Origin of the sequence: Melghirimyces algeriensis, assembly GCF_900182565.1 — a bacterium.
Lineage (GTDB): Bacteria > Bacillota > Bacilli > Thermoactinomycetales > DSM-45169 > Melghirimyces > Melghirimyces algeriensis.
Genome location: NZ_FXTI01000002.1, coordinates 1 through 20,437, shown reverse-complemented (window position 1 = coordinate 20,437; position 20,437 = coordinate 1). Strand labels below are relative to the sequence as shown.

12 protein-coding genes, 1 pseudogene and 2 CRISPR repeat arrays are annotated in these 20,437 nt (G+C 44.6%); of the genes and pseudogenes, 9 read left to right on the top strand and 4 right to left on the bottom strand.

All coding sequences use genetic code 11. The annotated features are described in order from the left end of the window. Positions 1–73: 73 nt before the first annotated feature. Complete coding sequence (locus tag FN782_RS03140; RefSeq protein WP_246064829.1) at positions 74–511, top strand: GNAT family N-acetyltransferase; 438 nt, start codon at positions 74–76, stop codon at positions 509–511. Between the two features lie 111 nt (positions 512–622). Continuing rightward, complete coding sequence (locus FN782_RS03135; RefSeq protein ID WP_185956005.1) at positions 623–1,483, top strand: DMT family transporter; 861 nt, start codon at positions 623–625, stop codon at positions 1,481–1,483. A gap of 237 nt (positions 1,484–1,720) precedes the next feature. On the opposite strand, the gene FN782_RS03130 is transcribed toward FN782_RS03135, so the two are convergent. Then, a complete protein-coding gene (locus tag FN782_RS03130; protein WP_142504334.1) occupies positions 1,721–2,833 on the bottom strand; it encodes a site-specific integrase in 1,113 nt (370 codons plus the stop codon). A gap of 298 nt (positions 2,834–3,131) precedes the next feature. On the opposite strand from FN782_RS03130, the gene FN782_RS03125 reads away from it, so the two are divergent. From FN782_RS03125 to FN782_RS03100, 6 genes are all read left to right on the top strand, one after another. Beyond that, positions 3,132–3,833, top strand: coding sequence for a DUF421 domain-containing protein (locus FN782_RS03125; RefSeq protein WP_142504333.1), 702 nt, complete (start codon positions 3,132–3,134; stop codon positions 3,831–3,833). Between the two features lie 56 nt (positions 3,834–3,889). Beyond that, a complete protein-coding gene (locus FN782_RS03120) occupies positions 3,890–4,153 on the top strand; it encodes a hypothetical protein (protein ID WP_142504332.1) in 264 nt (87 codons plus the stop codon). 464 nt (positions 4,154–4,617) lie between these two features. Continuing rightward, positions 4,618–7,407: a CRISPR direct-repeat array (repeat unit 30 nt; unit sequence GTTTCAATTCCTCATAGGTAGATCTAAAAC). Between the two features lie 385 nt (positions 7,408–7,792). After that, the gene (gene hsdR / locus FN782_RS03115) at positions 7,793–11,014 is read left to right on the top strand and encodes a type I restriction-modification system endonuclease (protein ID WP_142504331.1); all 3,222 of its coding nucleotides are present in this window, start codon (positions 7,793–7,795) and stop codon (positions 11,012–11,014) included. Between the two features lie 21 nt (positions 11,015–11,035). Then, positions 11,036–12,457, top strand: coding sequence for a type I restriction-modification system subunit M (locus FN782_RS03110; protein ID WP_142504330.1), 1,422 nt, complete (start codon positions 11,036–11,038; stop codon positions 12,455–12,457). Then, positions 12,454–14,037, top strand: a complete 1,584-nt coding sequence (locus FN782_RS03105; protein WP_142504329.1) for a restriction endonuclease subunit S — start codon at positions 12,454–12,456, stop codon at positions 14,035–14,037. Before FN782_RS03110 ends, FN782_RS03105 begins: the two co-directional genes overlap by 4 nt. 239 nt (positions 14,038–14,276) lie before the next feature. Beyond that, positions 14,277–15,719: a CRISPR direct-repeat array (repeat unit 30 nt; unit sequence GTTTCAATTCCTCATAGGTAGATCTAAAAC). 447 nt (positions 15,720–16,166) lie between these two features. Then, a complete protein-coding gene (locus FN782_RS03100) occupies positions 16,167–18,311 on the top strand; it encodes a Piwi domain-containing protein (protein WP_185956004.1) in 2,145 nt (714 codons plus the stop codon). A gap of 66 nt (positions 18,312–18,377) precedes the next feature. Here the strand turns inward: FN782_RS03100 and FN782_RS03095 are convergent, their stop codons facing one another. From FN782_RS03095 to FN782_RS03085, 3 genes are all read right to left on the bottom strand, one after another. After that, entirely contained in the window at positions 18,378–18,617 is a 240-nt protein-coding gene (locus FN782_RS03095) for a hypothetical protein (RefSeq protein WP_142504327.1), read from the bottom strand. A gap of 92 nt (positions 18,618–18,709) precedes the next feature. Beyond that, complete coding sequence (locus tag FN782_RS03090) at positions 18,710–19,423, bottom strand: hypothetical protein (RefSeq protein ID WP_142504326.1); 714 nt, start codon at positions 19,421–19,423, stop codon at positions 18,710–18,712. Between the two features lie 147 nt (positions 19,424–19,570). Then, a complete protein-coding gene (locus FN782_RS03085) occupies positions 19,571–20,185 on the bottom strand; it encodes a PH domain-containing protein (RefSeq protein WP_142504325.1) in 615 nt (204 codons plus the stop codon). A 167-nt stretch (positions 20,186–20,352) separates the two neighbouring features. Here FN782_RS03085 and FN782_RS03080 point away from each other — a divergent pair. After that, a pseudogene (locus tag FN782_RS03080) lies at positions 20,353–20,437 on the top strand (transposase); the annotation flags it as partial.

The following is a 20,437-nucleotide window of genomic DNA, read 5'->3' as shown; positions in this document are numbered from 1 at the left end:
GCAAAACTGGACCTTATACAGGGTTCAGTCTTGTTTTATGATGGTTGAAGAATTCAACAAAGGAGGAGTTAACGTGGCAGGTTATGGGTGGATCAAAGAGTTAACAACAAAGCAGGAATGGTTACAGGGGTATACAGTGATGAAACAATTGCGACCCCATTTGGATGAAGAGGAATATCTGGAGTTGTTACACCAAATGAGTCGACAGGGGTACCGGCAATTTGCTTTCTTTGTTGAACAAGAAGCCGTTGCGGTGGTTGGATTTTCGCTGGGACTCAATTTATATCACGGTAAACATTGTTTTGTACATGATCTGGTTACACGACATGATTGTCGGTCCATGGGTTATGGAGAACAACTTCTATGCTTTATCCATCGATTGGCTGCTGATCAAGGCTGTAAACGGGTTGCTCTTTCCTCCAATTTGAAACGGAAAGAGGCTCATCGGTTTTATACAGAAAAAATGGGGTATGACAAAGCCAGCTATCTGTTTGTAAACAATCTGTCCTGACATCTGTACCGGTAGACTCTGGAAAGCGGCTTTTTATTATGGGTTTGCTCCAGATCATTCCTCCTCTATAATAAGGGGAGTGCAAAGATCAGTGTCATATCGGAGGGTCTTATGAGTAATCGAAATAAAGGGATCTTATTGTTGATTTTATCGGCATTCGGCTTTGCCGTGATGTCCGCTTTTGTTAAACTGTCTGGGGATTTGCCCACGATTCAGAAAACGTTGTTTCGGAATGCCGTCACAGCAGTGATTGCATTTGGTTTTGTTCTCTATCACAAGGATCGGCTGTTTGGGAAAAGAGAGAACCAGAAATTTCTCTTGCTTCGTTCCTTGCTGGGCACCATTGGGATTGTGCTCTTCTTTTATTCCATCGATCACTTGGTCTTATCTGATGCAGAAATGTTAAACAAGATGAGTCCGTTTCTGTTGATTCTCTTTTCCTCTGTGTTTTTAAAGGAAAAAGCCCAACGCTTTCAAGTGATTGCTGTTTTGATCGCGTTTTTTGGCAGCTTGTTGATTATTAAACCGCAATTTTCTATTGAAACGGTTCCTTATTTGGTAGGGCTATTGGGCGCAGTATTTGCAGCGGGTGCCTATACCGTATTGCGGGTGTTGGGGAATAAAGAGGCGTACTACACGGTCGTTTTTTATTTTTCTTTTTTTTCAACGGTGGTTTTGTTCCCCTTTGCGATTATCTTCTATGAACCGATGACGCTTACACAATGGGTGTATCTTCTGTTAGCCGGTACCTTTGCCACGCTTGGGCAGTTTGGAATCACGATGGCCTATAAATACGCGCCGGCCAATGAGATCTCCATTTTCTTTTATTCCAATATCCTGTTCGCTACCGTGTTAAGCGCTGTTCTGTTTGAGCAACTGCCGGATGTTTGGAGTCTGTTCGGTTATCTCGTCATCTTTGCTGCCTTGCTGTACATGTTTGTCAAAAACAATACAAACGGATCATCGGTTTAATCCAAAACGCACAGCAAATGGTGGATTTTTTCATCATTCACTGTGCGTTTTTTTTGGGGGGGGATACATCAAAAATATTATTTTACATTTATTCCAACAAATTGACACAATCACAATTTCCTATAACTATATAATATCGGATAATGAGTCTCAATCCCTTTATATATAAGGGTTATAAGCGATGAGTCGTTCTATTTGCAAACCTTTTGCTAACAAAAATGAACAAAAAAATATTTTTTACTTTCCGATGATCTCATCCAATGTTTGGGCCGCTTCTTTTTGCATTGATGGGATCACATGCGAGTAGGTGTCCAAGGTCATAGAGATGGAAGAATGACCCAGTCGCTCCTGCACCACTTTGGGATGAACCCCTTGTTGAAGAAGTAAGGAGGCGTGGGTATGGCGCAAATCATGAAAGCGGATGTGGGGAACGTCAGCTTTTTGGATACAGGATCGAAAATGATACCTTAAACTTCGCGAGGAAAGGGGTTTTCCTTGCAGGGTGACAAACAGCTGATCGGACCGGTATCCCCGCTTCAACATTTCCTGTTTTTGCTCTTTCTGGTGCTGTTTTACCACTTCCAGTGCGGACTCGGAAAGGGCAATGGAACGACGTCCTGCGTCTGATTTGGTTCGTTCCACAATGCGACTCCCCTGACTGCTTTCCTCCAGCATCCGCTGGATACGAATAAAACCGGATTCAAAATCAATATCGCTCCATTCTAATCCGAGTATCTCCCCCTGCCTCATCCCTGTGGTCAGCGCCAAATAAAAGGCAAGATAGTACCGGTTTCCTTTGGCCGTTTGCAAAAACCGGTTGACCTGTTCCGCCGTCCAGGTTTTCATCGTCGTTCGATGGCCGGATTTGGGCGATATGTTGCTGGCGGGATTTTTGGGGATCATCTCCATGGTGACCGCCCATGAAAGAGCGGTTTTCAGAACGCGGAGAATATAGTTAATGGTGGAGATGGAGAGGTCTTTCTCAGAAATCTTCCCCATAAACTGTTGGATATGCAACGGTGTCAGCTTGTCCAGGGAAGCCGAACCCAGCCCTGGCTTCAGATGATTCTTGACCAGGTTCTGATACATATCAAAGGTATGGGCGGAACGGCTCATTTTCACTTCGGAGACAAGCCATTCATCCAGGAAGTCGCCCACATTCATTTTGGATGGTTCAACATAATCGCCCCGGTTGATCTCAGCCATTTTCTCCGCCAGAGCCCGCTGTGCTTCTTTCTTGGTCGGAAACCCACTAAACCACTTTTGCTTTCGTTTTCCTGTCGATGGATCTTTGCCGATATCCAGTACAAAACACCACTTCTTCCCCCGCTTGCGTACATGTCCTTTCACCCTATCACCTGATTTCGTATTTTGTTCTATCGACTGAAAAGTGAGTCTTGGAAAGACTCACCTATTCCATTATAGCAAAGGCATCTCTGGATGGTGGGGTTTTGTCGTGAGGCTTAAGCGTTGACGTTGTTCACGATGATATGCCAAATAGAGTAATCACGGGGCTTAAATAAATAGGCGCGGTTAATTGATTCATCCGGTATAAAACATCCGCAGAGGAACCTTTATTGAGAGAATCTGAGTATTTTTCAATGGATTACACAGGCTAACCATAAAGTGAAAGTGGAGGGATTGTGATATGGAGGTTCTGATCACTTTGGGTAGGACATTGTTTTCATTTCTTGTTTTGTTAGTGATGACACGTTGGATGGGGAAAAAGCAAATGAGTCAGCTAACGTTTTTTCACTATATTACAGGGATTACCATTGGTTCGTTGGCCGCTATCGTTTCTTTGGATCCCGGTATTTCACTACCTAGGGGAGCAGCCAGCCTGATCGGCTGGTCAGCTTTAACCGTTATCATTGGATATTTGGCACTGAAATCACCTAAGGCACGGATCGCTGTTGATGGGGAGCCTACCATTGTGATCCGGGATGGAAAAATATTGGAGAAAGCTATGCAGGGTCTGAGGTTAAGCATGGATGATCTAAATATGTTGCTTCGGGAGAAAAACATATACTCCGTAAACGATGTGGATCAAGCGGTTTTAGAACCCAATGGGAAACTATCGGTCATTAAAAAACCGGAAAAACAGTCGGTGACGAAGCAAGATATGAATGTGATGACGGTGAAGCCACTCTATATGCCCACGGAAATCATCACGGACGGAAAAGTCATCCAAAGGAATTTGAAGGAGTTGAACCTGACACCGGAATGGTTAAACGCCCAACTGCAACAATCAGGTACACGGATCGAGGATATTTTTTATGCTGAAATCCAGAACGACGGTACTCTGTATATTGATAAGCGGGGCGATCAAACCCCCAATTTGGCTCACTAGAGATGCAATCGTTACAGGTGAATGCCCAGTGTCATAACATAATAAAAACCCGGTGGGTGGTGCCGAAACAGGGTATGTGGGTCCAGTTTGATTCGATCAATGTGAATGACGTGGATACCGCTTCAGGTATATTTGTAGGAGAAAACCGGCAGAATTACTGGAGTTCCCATAACAAATCCAATGCTGGGTTCGGAGGGGTAACCGGTTGGTACAATACGGTTAGCCGTAATCTGAACACCGTCGATGACCAGGATCGAGTGGATGCAACGGTAGACGACCGGGATATCACTTATGGAATTCCCTTCATTCTCTTCTTTTAGCATCCGATTTATCAGTTCCCGCATTAGAGCGATTTCCTGTTTATCGGTCATGTCTTCGAGATCCAGCATATCGAACGTATCGGGATCATCCACCTGTCCTCAATTGCGTCGAAGTTGGTTGGAGTCGCCACTCACATTGCCGAAGTCCTGGTTGTGTTTTTTGAAAGACATTTGCGGACACACCCATCAACGATCAGGATTTGTCTCCTGGTGCAGCTCTCCAAGGATATTGAGATTTTTGCTGAATGGTTTGCGATGTTCTGCACGCGATAGGAAGGGGATACTTTATTGAATGGGACAAAGAAAATTCGAATTAGGTTAGAGAAGGTAAATTTATTTCCGTGAAATACGCTTTAAACGACAGCAAATCCGGGTGCGGGGGAAGACCCCTACCCGGATTTTTGTTTTGGTAGATATAAAAGCGATGAAGCAATCCCAAAATCTAGTGTGAAAGAGTTAGAGCTTCTTCCATTCCTCATAGGTAGGTCTAGAACAAGTTGAAGATCGACTTCAGAAACGTACATACTTGTTGTCGTTTCAATTCCTCATAGGTAGATCTAAAACCCGGAGGAAGCGATGCAAAGGGTCGAAAACAACGAGTGTTTCAATTCCTCATAGGTAGATCTAAAACGCCGGAGTATCGAAAGATACAGCCGGAAAAGCAATGTTTCAATTCCTCATAGGTAGATCTAAAACGAATACCGTACCAGTCCGTAGCTGTGAGATCATATGGGTTTCAATTCCTCATAGGTAGATCTAAAACGCGCCATAGGCAAATCTACTCGGTCGCCATCGTGAGTTTCAATTCCTCATAGGTAGATCTAAAACTCGTAATTTCTGCTTCGATGTCTGAATCCGGGATGTCAAGTTTCAATTCCTCATAGGTAGATCTAAAACCAAATGAGCCAGTAAACGATTGGACCAGATTTTCGCAAGTTTCAATTCCTCATAGGTAGATCTAAAACAAGACATCATCCGGGAAACAGTTTCCGGCTTATGTCCTATGTTTCAATTCCTCATAGGTAGATCTAAAACTTGGGCGCTCCTTAACAAATTATCATGAATTACTTAGGTTTCAATTCCTCATAGGTAGATCTAAAACACTGTCGCTTGACCTCCAAGTGTAGTCAACAGCTTGTTTCAATTCCTCATAGGTAGATCTAAAACGAATACCGTACCAGTCCGTAGCTGTGAGATCATATGGGTTTCAATTCCTCATAGGTAGATCTAAAACGCGCCATAGGCAAATCTACTCGGTCGCCATCGTGAGTTTCAATTCCTCATAGGTAGATCTAAAACTCGTAATTTCTGCTTCGATGTCTGAATCCGGGATGTCAAGTTTCAATTCCTCATAGGTAGATCTAAAACCAAATGAGCCAGTAAACGATTGGACCAGATTTTCGCAAGTTTCAATTCCTCATAGGTAGATCTAAAACAAGACATCATCCGGGAAACAGTTTCCGGCTTATGTCCTATGTTTCAATTCCTCATAGGTAGATCTAAAACTTGGGCGCTCCTTAACAAATTATCATGAATTACTTAGGTTTCAATTCCTCATAGGTAGATCTAAAACACTGTCGCTTGACCTCCAAGTGTAGTCAACAGCTTGTTTCAATTCCTCATAGGTAGATCTAAAACCGGGACGGACACAGAAAACATTTGTAATGACAACCGTTTCAATTCCTCATAGGTAGATCTAAAACTCAAATTAAGAGCACTGCTTTCTTTTGTATATGTTCAGAGTTTCAATTCCTCATAGGTAGATCTAAAACATTGGAAGGCATACCGGAATGAGAGATACGACGATTAGTTTCAATTCCTCATAGGTAGATCTAAAACAAGATCACTATGTTGACCACAACCAGCGCTGATCGTCCTAGTTTCAATTCCTCATAGGTAGATCTAAAACCTGAGATGAACATTCCCCTCTTGAAGTTTCAGAATGATGGTTTCAATTCCTCATAGGTAGATCTAAAACCCGGAGGATCACAAACAAGCAGCACTCGAACGATAGTTTCAATTCCTCATAGGTAGATCTAAAACTCCAGAATGACAACTGGAAGGGCTTCGTCATTGATTGTTTCAATTCCTCATAGGTAGATCTAAAACATTTTCTCCTCATTGCAAAGGAAGCAAATATTATGAGGTTTCAATTCCTCATAGGTAGATCTAAAACGTTGACGTCCGTTTCTTCCGTTGCGTGGGCCATGTCCATGTTTCAATTCCTCATAGGTAGATCTAAAACCGGCCATCTTAAAAAAGTGGGAGATAACCGGTTTAAGGGTTTCAATTCCTCATAGGTAGATCTAAAACAGATATGGTTATCTGGATCGGGATAGCTATAGCTTGTTTCAATTCCTCATAGGTAGATCTAAAACCCGCTTCATATTGTACCGGATCTTTGCTGTAAGGATAGTTTCAATTCCTCATAGGTAGATCTAAAACTTTTTTGAGAATCCATTACTTTTGGAATACGTGACCAGAGTTTCAATTCCTCATAGGTAGATCTAAAACACTAAATAGGAATTTAGGTGTTGACAGTTAACTAGGTTTCAATTCCTCATAGGTAGATCTAAAACTCGTCGTTTTTGTCCTTCTCTGTGAAGGTATTCTTGTTTCAATTCCTCATAGGTAGATCTAAAACTCGCCCATCTGTTTGTTTTTGTTCGTTTGGAAGTTGAGTTTCAATTCCTCATAGGTAGATCTAAAACAGGTCTATCCCAGATACAAACAACACATTGCCAATGGGTTTCAATTCCTCATAGGTAGATCTAAAACGGATCCAACATCCAGTCTGTTTCTGTTCCTTCTTCAAAAAGTTTCAATTCCTCATAGGTAGATCTAAAACCCCAAAAGCTCCAGCACATACGAAAAACCCTTAATACCGTTTCAATTCCTCATAGGTAGATCTAAAACGCGGTGGCTGTACAGGGAATATGATCGTGAGCCTGGTTTCAATTCCTCATAGGTAGATCTAAAACCAGAAATTGATAATCGAGAATATGAATGGGCTTTACGTAGTTTCAATTCCTCATAGGTAGATCTAAAACGGGAGCAAAGTACAGGAGATGGATTCATTGGTATCAGTTTCAATTCCTCATAGGTAGATCTAAAACTCGGTGGCCGTCCCTTATATTTTCCTTGTCTTTTAGCAAGTTTCAATTCCTCATAGGTAGATCTAAAACACAAGACCAAAATGGGTATTTTAGTACGAACTATGGCGAGTTTCAATTCCTCATAGGTAGATCTAAAACCCATTTCAACCGCAAAACAAAGGGATTTCCCTGACACTTCCATCATACAGAAAAAATGTTGTCGAAACAACCGGGTACGGTTTTTTCCCTTTATACCAAGTGATTTCGTTCTTTGGAAATTGTCGTCGACCCCCAGGGGTTTTTACATGATTGGAGGTCGACGACTTGTTTCGTTATACGAAATAAAAATAAACTCCGTTTATTATACGCTGTCCATATTCAATTGTTATACGGTTTTAGTTTACTGCATTATATCCATATCCTACAACCAGGTTGCCAATCGGAGATTATATTTCCGATATCTTAAATACGAAAAAACGAATAAAAATCTATCATTTGCTCTGCTATAATGAATTTGTAAACTATTCAACAAGAGGTGAAAGCCATGGGAGAGAGCAATTTTCAATTTCTTCAGCAATGGCCTCTTTTGACCAAGCTGGGGGAGGCAGCAGAGCGGAATCTGCATCCCGATCCCAATACCACATTGTTTAAATTGCGTTTGTTTGGGGAAACCATGGCGAAAATCATCTATGAAGAGGAAAAATTGGGACCACCTCAGCCTCATACACAGGTGGAACGCTTACGCGCATTGCGTCGTGAGGGGGATTTGCCGCAAGAAGTGATGGGAATGTTTCATTCCCTGCGCAAGAAGGGAAATCCTGCGGTACATGACGCAACCGGAACGTATCAGGAAGCGCGGACCGTCTTGGAAGTGGCATATAAACTGGCTGTCTGGTTTATGCAAACCTATGGGGATTGGACCTTTGAACCCCAAAGGTTTCAGGAGCCGGCTCCAATACCGGAACCGGAAGAGATCCGCCGGAAGTTGGAGGCGAAGTATCAACAAGAGCAGGAAAAGTTGGAACAAAAGTTTGAACGGGAATTGGAACGGATTCGCAACGAATCCCATACCCGCAATTACATACTGGAACGTCGGAAACAAGCCCGCGCGGCGGCAAATCGGGTGAAGCTCTCAGAAGAGGAAACGCGTCGCATTATTGACAGTCAGCTGGAGCAGGCCGGGTGGGAAGTCGATTCCAGACACCTTCGCTTTGCAACTGGCGCCCGTCCGGTATCCGGGAAAAACCGGGCGATCGCCGAATGGCCCACGGCGGATGGATCGGCAGATTATGCGTTGTTTGTCGGTTTGCAGTTGGTGGGGTTGGTGGAAGCCAAGAAGATGAGCGAGGATGTCCCCTCCCACTTGGAGCAGGCCAAACGCTATGGTCAAAATATAGAGAAAAAAGGGTCGGAAGTGATCTTGGGTCCCTGGGGGGACTACTATGTTCCCTTCATATTCGCCACCAACGGGCGGGATTATTTTAAGCAGGCCGAAGAGCAGTCCGGGATCTGGTACCAGGACCTCAGAAGTCGTCATCATCATCCCCGTGCGCTTCCCGCTTGGCTGTCTCCGGATGATTTAAAAGAAAAGCTGGAACAGGATGACGAGGGGGCCCAATCCAAACTGCAGGATGAACCCCTGGATTACCTCCAATTGCGTCCGTATCAGGAAGAGGCGATTCTGGCTGTGGAACAGGGAATTCGCGAAGGAAAGCGGGAGCTGTTGCTGTCCATGGCCACCGGCACCGGGAAAACCCGGACGGCGATCGGACTGTTGTACCGCCTCATTAAAACCAAAACCTTTCGGCGCATTCTGTTTCTGGTGGATCGCACCGCCCTGGGAGAGCAGGCAGAAAAGGCATTCCAGGAGTCTCCTTTGGAAAACTTGCGTACGTTTACACAGATCTTTGAGTTGCAGGGCTTGGAGGAGAAAAAGCCGAATCCGGAGACGAAAGTACATATCCAAACGGTACAGGGGATGGTGCAACGCCTCTTTAAAAACGATGATGAGCAGATTCCATCCGCGGGCTTGTATGACTGCATTATTGTGGATGAAGCCCACCGGGGATATAAATTGGATAAAGAGATGACGGAGACCGAAATGTATTTTCGGGACCAGCAAGAATACGTCAGTCAGTACCGCCGGGTGTTGGATTACTTTGATGCAGTGAAAATCGGTCTGACGGCCACTCCGGCCTTTCATACGCAACAGATTTTCGGCTCCCCGATTTACAACTACGGTTATACGGAAGCGGTGGTGGACGGTTTCCTAATCGACCATACCCCTCCCCACCAGCTGACCACCAGGTTGGCAAAAGAGGGCATCCGCTGGGAAAAGGGAGAATCCGTAGAAGTGTTTGATGCGGAGCGGCTCACCGTTGAGACGATTGATTCCTTGGAAGATGAGGTCAACATTGAACTGGATCAGTTTAACAACCGGGTAATTACGGAATCATTCAATGAAACCGTGTTGGATGAACTGGCGCAATACATCGATCTGGAAGATGGAAAAAAGGCGCTCATTTTTGCCGCCAACGACAACCATGCGGATATGGTGGTTCGAATCCTCAAAAAAAAGCTGGCTGAATGGCAGGGGGAGAAGGATGACCGGACAGTGATGAAGATCACGGGTTCCATTGACAAGCCTTCAGAGGCGATCAAGCGGTTTAAAAATGAAGCTTATCCCAAGGTGGCCGTTACGGTAGACCTCTTAACCACGGGGATTGATGTTCCGGAGATTTGTACCATTGTTTTCCTTCGCCGGGTGAAATCCCGTATCCTGTATGAGCAAATGATGGGGCGGGCCACCCGACCCTGTGAACGGGTAGGAAAAGAGCATTTTGAGATCTGGGACCCCGTGCGCCTGTATGAAGCCCTAGAACCGGTCTCCAGGATGAAACCGGCAACGGTCAATCCCCATACCTCCTTCTCCCAACTGGTGGCGGAGTTGCGGGAAGTCGATGACACCGATGAGAAAAAACGATATAGTAATACATTGGTGGCGAAACTGAGTCGGAAACGCCGCTTTTTCCAGGAACAGGACCGGGAGACCTTCCACGATCTCTGTGGTCAAAGCGTGGAGGCGTTTACCCGCTGGTTGCGACAAGCCCCCCCAGAAGAGGTGGGGAAAAAGCTGGAGAACGAAGGGCCCTTGTTGGAGTTCCTCGATCAACGTACACCGCAACCCCGGCGAAAGTACATCTCTAAACACGCCGATGAGCTGTTAAGTCATGAACGGGGCTATGGCAATGCGGACAAACCGGAGGAATACCTGAAGGAATTTAACCGCTTTCTCCAGGAAAATGAAAATCGGATTCCCGCGTTGCGCCTTGTATGTCAGCGCCCTTCGGATCTGACGCGGGAATCGCTGAAAGCGTTGCGCCGGGAACTGGCCAAGGCGGGTTATCGGGAATCCAAGTTGCGTACCGCCTGGAATGAAATGACCAGTGAAGAGATCGCAGCGGATATTATTGGATTTATCCGCCAACAGATGCTGAAAGAGGCTTTGGTTTCCCATGAAGAACGGGTTCGGGGAGTGATGGAGAAACTGCGTCAATCCCAAGCTTGGAAGCCGGTGCAAAAACGATGGCTGGGCTGGATTGAAAAAGCCCTGATTCAGTACAGCGTTCTGGGACCGGATGCGCAGCAGGTGTTTAATGAAGAACCCTTCCAGGATTATGGAGGGTTTCGCCAAGTGGAAAAAGTGTTTGGAAAAGGACAGGCCCAAGCCTTGCTTAACCGGATTAACCGGGATCTTTTTGCTTGATAGAAAGGAAGGACAACCCAGATGAACACCCAAGAAATTGTACAGAAGCTGTGGAATTTATGTAATGTCCTGCGGGATGACGGGATTACCTATCATCAGTATGTGACCGAGCTGACATACATTCTGTTTCTTAAAATGATGAAAGAGCGCGGTCAAGAGGAGGCCATTCCGGAAAAATACCGCTGGGATCAACTGCGCTCCCTTCATGGAGAGGAGATGTACCAACATTACCGGGATCTCTTAACCCACCTGGGAACGGAAGCCGAGGATGACCTGATCCGTCAGATTTACTACAATGCCTCCACCAATATCGACGAGCCCAAAAACCTGGAGAAAATCATCCGCTCCATCGATGATTTGGATTGGTATAGCGCACGGGAAGAAGGGTTGGGCAATCTGTATGAGGGACTGTTGGAGAAAAACGCCAGTGAAAAGAAATCGGGTGCGGGTCAATACTTTACCCCGCGCCCATTGATCAACGTGATGGTCAAACTGATCGATCCCAAGCCCGGTGAGCGGTGCAATGACCCGGCCGCGGGTACCTTTGGTTTTATGATTGCGGCCGATCAATATGTAAAGGAAAAAACGGATGATTACTTTGATGTGCTGGATCTCAGAACCTTTCAGGTTCATGAAGCCTTCACCGGCTGTGAACTGGTGCAGGAGACGCACCGCCTCGCTCTGATGAATGCCCGTTTGCACGGTATCGAAGGGAAAATTCACCTGGGCGACACCCTTTCCAGTTTGGGAGCGGAGATGGGGGAGATGGATGTGATCCTTACCAATCCGCCATTTGGCACCAAACGGGGCGGGGAACGGCCGACCCGTGACGATCTGACCTTTCCCACCACCAACAAACAGCTCAATTTCCTGCAACACATCTACCGTGCACTCAAGAAAAACGGTAAGGCTCGCGCCGCCGTCGTCCTACCGGACAATGTTCTCTTTCAGGATGGGGATGGCCGCCGTGTGCGGGAAGACCTGATGGACAAATGCAACCTGCACACCGTGCTCCGCTTGCCCACGGGGATCTTCTACGCCCAAGGCGTAAAAACCAACGTGCTCTTCTTTGAGCGTGGCACCACCGACACCGGCAACACCCAGGAAGTCTGGTTCTACGACCTGCGCACCAACATGCCCAGCTTCGGCAAACGGAACCCCCTCACCGAAGCCCACTTTGACGACTTTATCAAGGCCTATACCGCGGAAGACCGGACCCAGGTAAAGGATTCCCGCTGGTCCCGCTTTACACGTGAAGAGATCCGCGCCAAGGGGAATACCCTGGACCTGGGCCTCATCGCCGATGAATCCCTTTCCGCCTACGAAAACCTTCCCGATCCCATCGACTCCGCCGAAGAGGCGATTGCCAAACTGGAACGCGCCACCAGCCTCTTGAATGAAGTGGTGGAGGAATTGCGGAAAGCGGAGGGGATGAACAAGTGAGCCGAAAGAAAAAGCAGAAAAAAACCTTGGAGGAATTGTTGCAAGAGGCACTGGTTCCCAAGGAGGAACAGCCGTATGAGGTACCAGAGAATTGGGTGTGGGTGAGGTTAGGGAGTGTTGTTGAAGCTCTACGTGGGGTTACTTATAAAAAAAATCAAGTAACAAATTCAGGAGAGGAAAATGTGTGTTTAGTTCTTAGGGGGGGGAACATTCAAGATGGAAAGATTTTTAAGTTTGAAGATGATGTATATGTACCTTTCGATTTAATTAAAGAAAACCAGTGTCTACAAAAAGGTGACATTATAATTGTTACTTCTACAGGAAGCAAAAAGGTTATTGGAAAGTCTGCTCAATGTTTAAGTGATGAAGCTAATGTTAGTTTTGGAGCTTTCTTAACTTTGATAAGACCCAAAAACCAAAATAATAGAAGATATTTTGGATACTATTTCCAATCAGATCTTTACAAGAAATCTGTGGCTACTATTTCAAAAGGTGTTAACATAAATAATCTTAAAGCTACTGAGCTAATGAATTTTCCTTTCCCCCTCCCCCCTCTCCCCGAACAAAAACGGATCGTCAACCGGGTGGAGTCTCTGTTGGGAAAGATTGAGGAAGCGAAGCGGTTAATCGAGGAAGCGCGGGAGAGCTTTGAACAGCGTCGCGCCGCTATCCTCGCTCGCGCCTTCCGTGGCGAACTGACCCGCACCTGGCGGGATCAAAATCCGGATGTCGAACCCGCCGACCGTCTGCTGGAACGGATTCGGGAGGAAAGGGCTCAATTGGAAACCTCCAAGCGCAAGCGTAAAAAGAACACGGATTTGCCACCGATAGATCCACCTTATGAATTGCCGGAGGGGTGGAAATGGGTGAGGATTTCTGAGCTTTTTAACGTCGCTGGTGGAGGAACACCTTCAAAATCTAATGTTAAATACTGGGATGGCAATATTCCCTGGGTATCTCCAAAAGACATGAAGTTTCGGGTTATTAGAGATACTATTGATACAATCACTGAAGATGGTCTTAATAATACTACTTCAGATAAATATGAAACAGGTGCTATAGTAATGGTGGTTCGAAGTGGGATTTTAAATCGAACATTGCCGGTAGCCATTTTGGGACAAGCTTCTGCAATAAATCAAGATATGAAAGTATTTAACTCAGGTGATTCATACTTAAATGAATACTTCTACTGGTATATTAAAGGCCACGAAGAATTCCTTTTGGGAAAATACACAAAATCAGGAACTACAGTAAAAAGCTTTCAAACCAGATTATTTTTAGAGAACCATTATTTGCCGTTACCTCCGTATAAAGAAATGAAGATGATTTTGGAAAAGGTTCAGCTATTAATTGAAACTGAAGAAAAAGTACAAAGTGATCTAGAATTTGATAATCATATTTTTACCCAATCCATGCTCTCACGCGCTTTCCGTGGTGAACTGGGTACCAACGACCACGCAGAAGAAAGTGCCTTGGAATTTTTGAAACAGACCCTAGCGGAACAGCATGGGCTTTCCTATGATTGCTCCCAGGATGCGATGCTACAGGTTGCAGAGCAGGGAACGCTGTACGAGACATAGGAACAACCTACGACTCTGCTGAGATTGCTGACAAAGGTTAGCAATCTCAAACGGTTCTGACTTACTCGGAACCGTTTTTTTGTGTGTAAAGGATGAAAAATGGGTTGATAAGGGAGTTGGACAGGACATTTAAACCGATAGCAAAAATCCGGGTAGGGAAAGCCCCCTACCCGGATTTTTGCTGTTATAGGTAGATCTAAAACAGAGAATGCTGTGAAAGTAGAAAAAGGTGTGAAAGGGTTTCAAATCCTCATAAATAGATCTAAAACGCGTGCCATCACCATCACATTATCGCTGTGATTGTACTGTTTAATTCCTCATAGGTAGATCTAAAACGAGGTTGATCTTGATACAGACGACATGCAAGCCGGGAGTTTCAATTCCTCATAGGTAGATCTAAAACCACTTGGACAACTGTTCAGCCAAATCTTCTGGTTTAGTTTCAATTCCTCATAGGTAGATCTAAAACGCGAATCCGTCTTCCCCAGCGCGTCTGGATCTGGGAGTTTCAATTCCTCATAGGTAGATCTAAAACACCAAAATTGAAACACCAACAGAAAAGCCAAAAGAGTTTCAATTCCTCATAGGTAGATCTAAAACCCCGATAATTAGTCTCTAAAACGGACGTTTTTGATACTCGTTTCAATTCCTCATAGGTAGATCTAAAACTCGTTGTGGGAAGCCGCGTTCCCCCTCAGCCGCGTGAGTTTCAATTCCTCATAGGTAGATCTAAAACGGGAACCACAACCATCCAAATACAAAGTACAAGTGAAAAGTTTCAATTCCTCATAGGTAGATCTAAAACACAAAAAAACGGAATCTCCAGCTATTATCGATCCGTGGGAGTTTCAATTCCTCATAGGTAGATCTAAAACTCCCCATTATGCGTGTTTTTGTTCGTTTGGAAGTTGAGTTTCAATTCCTCATAGGTAGATCTAAAACCGAGGGACAATGATTCCCGGTAGGTTCCCCAATCAACGGGTTTCAATTCCTCATAGGTAGATCTAAAACGGATCATCAGCACCGTGGTCGTAGATGTTTAATCCAGTTTCAATTCCTCATAGGTAGATCTAAAACCTTTTACCGTCAATTCTTTGGTGGACTGCTTTCCAGTTTCAATTCCTCATAGGTAGATCTAAAACGTCTATCTCGATCTGTTTGACTTCACGCTCAACCGGTTTCAATTCCTCATAGGTAGATCTAAAACCTGACCGTTATGAACGAAAAGAAATCATCCATTCTTTGTTGTTTCAATTCCTCATAGGTAGATCTAAAACAACAGGAGGTACCCCATGATTCGAAACGCCGAGTGGTAGTTTCAATTCCTCATAGGTAGATCTAAAACTGACGACTACACCACCATTAAGCGGGGATCGGAACAAGAGTTTCAATTCCTCATAGGTAGATCTAAAACCAACTGAAAAGCCTTGTTGAGTACCAGACAGGAAAGACTTCGTTTCAATTCCTCATAGGTAGATCTAAAACTTTCGGATGCTGGACATGTACCGTTGTCAGCAAAGAGTTTCAATTCCTCATAGGTAGATCTAAAACTCCTTGGGCGCACATAGTTTGATTTGGTGCCTCCAAGTTTCAATTCCTCATAGGTAGATCTAAAACTGAACTTCATCTGCTACTGTGACCATATTGCTATGGTTTCAATTCCTCATAGGTAGATCTAAAACCCATTTCAACCGCAAAACAAAGGGATTTCCCTGACCCTTCCATCATACAGAAAAAATGTTGTCGAAACAACCGGGTACGAGTTTTTCCCTTTATACTAGGTGATTTCGTTCTTTAGAAATTGTCGTCGACCCCCAGGGGTTTTTACACGATTGGGGGTCGACGACTTGTTTCGTGATACGAAATAAAGGTGAATTCCGTTTGTAATACGCTGTATAGGACCCATTTTACTTCCAATCATCTTGACCGTTCAAGTCTGTGTGAATATATCATTTGGATGGTCCCACGACCGGTTCTTTATAACAAAAAAGCGAAAAAAAGAAATAAAAATAAAAATATACCATTTTATGTGCTATCATTTTTAATGAACGTTCACATTTTTTAGTATGTTGCTGGCAAGCATGCTGACCGCAACATCACTTTGTAATAATGGCATGAGGAGGAATAGGATGAAGCGTTCCATTTTGACCGAGTGGCAAATGACATCGAAGGCAGAGGATTTTCCTTTACATATGTACCGATTTCCGGTGAGGGATTGGGATCAAAAGTATCAGGGAACGTATCCGATCGTTTCCAGACTTCGGCGCTTAAACGATTGGCAAGCGATGGCGTTTCATGAATCTGTTATCGCTTCGTTTGATCCGATTCAAAAGTGGGAGGAGGATTCCCCGAATCATTACGAAGAACGTCCTATCCATGTTGAATCGCGTTTTGAACGGGAATTGTTGCAACGCGTGTTGCTGAAATCCCTGGAAGCGGCTCAACCCAAAGGGAAATACCGGATTCGATACGGTCAGTTTGTCTCGAAACATCCCAGCTTCCGTATACAGGGAATCGGTGTACATCCTGCGTTGACTTTGCAGATCAATGTGGATGAAACCGGAGTCATTCGGGTGGGTTTTCATTTATCCCACCGCTTTATTCCGGAAAAGCATCTGGGAGAACTGTTAAAGGAAGGGTCACCGCTGATTATGGAAGGGGTGACCGTTGTTGACCCATACCATCAATACAGTTACCGGTTCATCGAGGAGGATGAGCGCACAGTCGGGAGCTTTTTCAAAGAAGTTGAGCAGCCCTTGATCCAGTATTATCAAAATAAAAGTCAGGGTTTTCGGGTAAAAGATGTCTCCCCCGACACCAAGGCGGTAAAGGTAAAAGGAAAGAAAAAGGAACCGTTGCCGTTTATCCCTGACCTGCTAATGCTGGAAGCCTCCTATAAGCAACTCCCGCATCAAATATTGAAGCCGGTTAGCAAGGAAATTAAACTCTCTTCCCATGTGAAAACGGAACGGATGTTGGAAATGGTGGAAGCCATTTTGCAACACTTTCCCCGTTTGTCATACGACAAGAGCGGTCTGTTGGCCTCCAAGCAGGGATATCAACTGGTGAAACTGAAGAAACCGTTGCTTCGTTTTGGTAACCGCCATACAAACCCCCTCCCCTTTTATGGTTTGAAAAAGGGAGGGGTTTACCGGAATGAGATAGACCGGTTGCAGGTGACCTATTTTGTAGATGGAGATCTGGTGAACAGGATTCAACAGCAAGCTTCTGCAAAGGATCATCCTGTCCCTTCATTTATACGGGAGTTGGAGGAAGTCTCCCGGAGAATGGGAGTGGAATTGGAAACCATAAAAGTTCCTTCTCTTCGGGATGTTGTATTTCATGATCCCCAGGAGCTAAAAAAACATCTGAAAAAAGTCAATTCCCAGTTGCGCCAATTAACGGTGGTTATACTGGAAGAAGATCGGGCAGATGCCTGTTATGAAGTGATCAAGCAAGAATTGACGGGGAAAAAGGCGATTGCCACACAGGTGATTACGCTGAAAACGGTGGACATCAAGAATCAAAAAGCGAGGGAGTATGCCTTTTATAATATTCTTTTGGGGATTTACGGGAAGAGCGGAAGGGTACAGCCATGGGTGCTGGCACAGCCGCTTCATTCCGATTGCTTTATCGGTTTGGACGTGAGTCACAAGGATGGAAAACATCGATCCGGAATTGTTCAGATTATCGGGAAAGACGGTCGGATGTTGACAACCAAGCCCATCCAAGCAGTGGAAAAGGGAGAGAAAATCTCAAAGGAAACCTATCTGGATTTAATCTTTGAGGCGCTTCATCGCTATGAGGAAGAATTTGGGTCAAAGCCGGAACATGTGACATTTCATCGGGATGGGCGTGGATTGCCGGAAGAAATGGCATGTGTCAAAGAAATTATGGCACAAGAACAGGTTTCCTATGATTTTTTGTGTGTAATCAAGAATCCGCAGAGACGAATGGCCTATTTTGGAGAGGATCAGCGTTGGACAACCATTCAGGGGGCGGCCTATATTCGGGAAAAACGGGCCTATCTCTGTTCAACCGAGTCCAGGGATTATTTGGGTATGGCCCAACCGATGAGACTGGAGAGAGAGACACAGACGCTGACGATGGAACAGCTGGTATCGGATGTCTACCATCTCTCCTTTATGCACATTGGCGCTTTAAATAAAACCCGTCTGCCAGTCACGATCCATTATGCAGATAAAAGTTCCACGTTTGCCAACAAGGGAATGCTTCCAATGCATGGAGATGAGAAGGCGTTATTGTTTCTCTGAAATGGAAGTTGGTTTGAGAGCAAAAACCGGGTGAAGGAGGATTCCACCCGGTTTTTTTGATGATCCTTACATTGATTTTCGATATTTCTGGACTCCCAACCAAGCACCGATGATCACTTGGATGAGTGGAATGATGAGCAGAAGCATGCCAATGGAAAACATGGATAACAGGGAGACGATTCCGGAGAGAAGAGCACAGATGAACAGAATCAGAACGGATTTTTTGCGAATTCCCCATACGGTACCCAGAATGCTGATGAACAGCGAGATCCATAGAAGTGGGGTGACAATATCGAATAGATCCATGAAGTCATTCCTCCTTTGAAAGCTTCCTCCATTTATATGTTTTTTGTTGGGTAAAAAGAATCCTCCATAATAATGGAGGGAAATGAAAATGTTTAGTTTGTGTAGACATCCAGATCCAGCAGGGATGAAAATTCCCCGGATGGGGTCATGGTCACTTCATAGCTGTATGTCGCATTGTTCTTGGCATCCATTCGAATATAATGTTTGGAGTCTGTTCGTTTGCTGTCATCTCCAAAATCGTAGTTATAGTAGTTCGCGTTGCAGATTAACCGAATCTTTCGGTTGTTATCATACCGTTCAGGGTTATGAAGGTTGGACCAGTCTTTATACCAGTGGGTTCCAAATGTAGATGGATTGGCAGCCCATCTTTTCATGCTGTGGTCTGTCGGTGCAATGGTGGAACCATAATCCACCCAGTCCAATCTTAAAGTGGTTGCAGCCAGGTCCGCTCCAGGAGGATCATCTGTAACCGCTTTTACCCATCCGTAGTAATACGTAGCATGGGGTGTAACTTTTTTGTTATCCTCGTTGACAGTCAAAGGCTTTTTCTTTGTTGTTCTGTAAGTACCTTTTTCCCGGTTGATTTCCATATGATAAGCTGTCTGCTGATCGTCAACCTTTTCTGTATCCCGAATTGTGATTTCTTCACGATCTCCTTCTTTTGCAAAAACCACTTTCTCTAGGATGACTTCACTGTTTTTTTCCGGAATCAACTCTTTTTGAACATGGTTTTCCTGGGCAGCAGTGACCGGAGTCATTGCAAAAAACAACACACCACATAACAGACTTGAAAAAGCTTTCTTCACAGAATCCCCTCCATTCAGTTTAAAAGGCAATAGTAGGTATTTAAACAATAAAGAGGAAATTCCTTCTTTTTTTAGATAATAGTCACTTCAACAGCAACAAAAAAACAGCCCCTGATGGTCAGGAACTGTATGTTTATTCATCGATTCTTAGTTGTTGATATAACGCTCAAACAGATAGCCGAAATCTTTGACGACATACTCGTTTTTGGCATTGAAGAGCCAGTCGAAAGCAGCTTGGTTCAATTCTTTGAATTGCTGGGCCACATTGTTTTCTGTATTTCGGATGTTGCTCAATGTACTGGAAGCCAGGTTGAGGCTTTGTTTTGCATATTCCATATTGATCTGATTGTCCCGTGTGATTTCTTCCATTTTGAGCAATGTTTTGTACAGGTCTTTCAATTCTTCCAGGTGTTTTTTATGTACGTCGATGGAGTAGGCGGCTGAACCGATGGAGAATTTCAGTTCCACATCCAGATCGACGGTTCCCGCCGTTTCCAGCCTTACGTTTGAAATGCTGTTTGTACTGTAATTATGCCGGTACAATGTGCGCTTTTTGCTGGTGGCACTGGTTCCGTCCAAATGAATGAGTGCGAGGTTGGTAAAGCAGTATTCATCCGACTTTGACTTGATCAAAAAATAGATTTTTTCATTATCTTCATGCATCACATAATCATCGGCGTCCGCTTTGTCATAATCCTTGGGTGTAATGACGCTCCCAATGTCGCTTAATCCCAGAACATCGGATGCTACTTTTCCAAACATGGTATCCATCCTTTCTGTGTTCAATCCAGTCCATTCGATTATATCACAGTGTTCAAATCATCTGAACGGATGAATGAAAGATCTGATGGGGCAACATGTTGGTTTTGACCGGATTTTTTTTCGGGTCAGAACCAACGATGTGCCCATCATGGATTATGATTTCCAGTATGGAAATCATGCCCGATCATGTGCATTTACTCATACAATGTGATCCGCAGTTTGGGATACACAGGGCAGTTAAACATCTCAAAG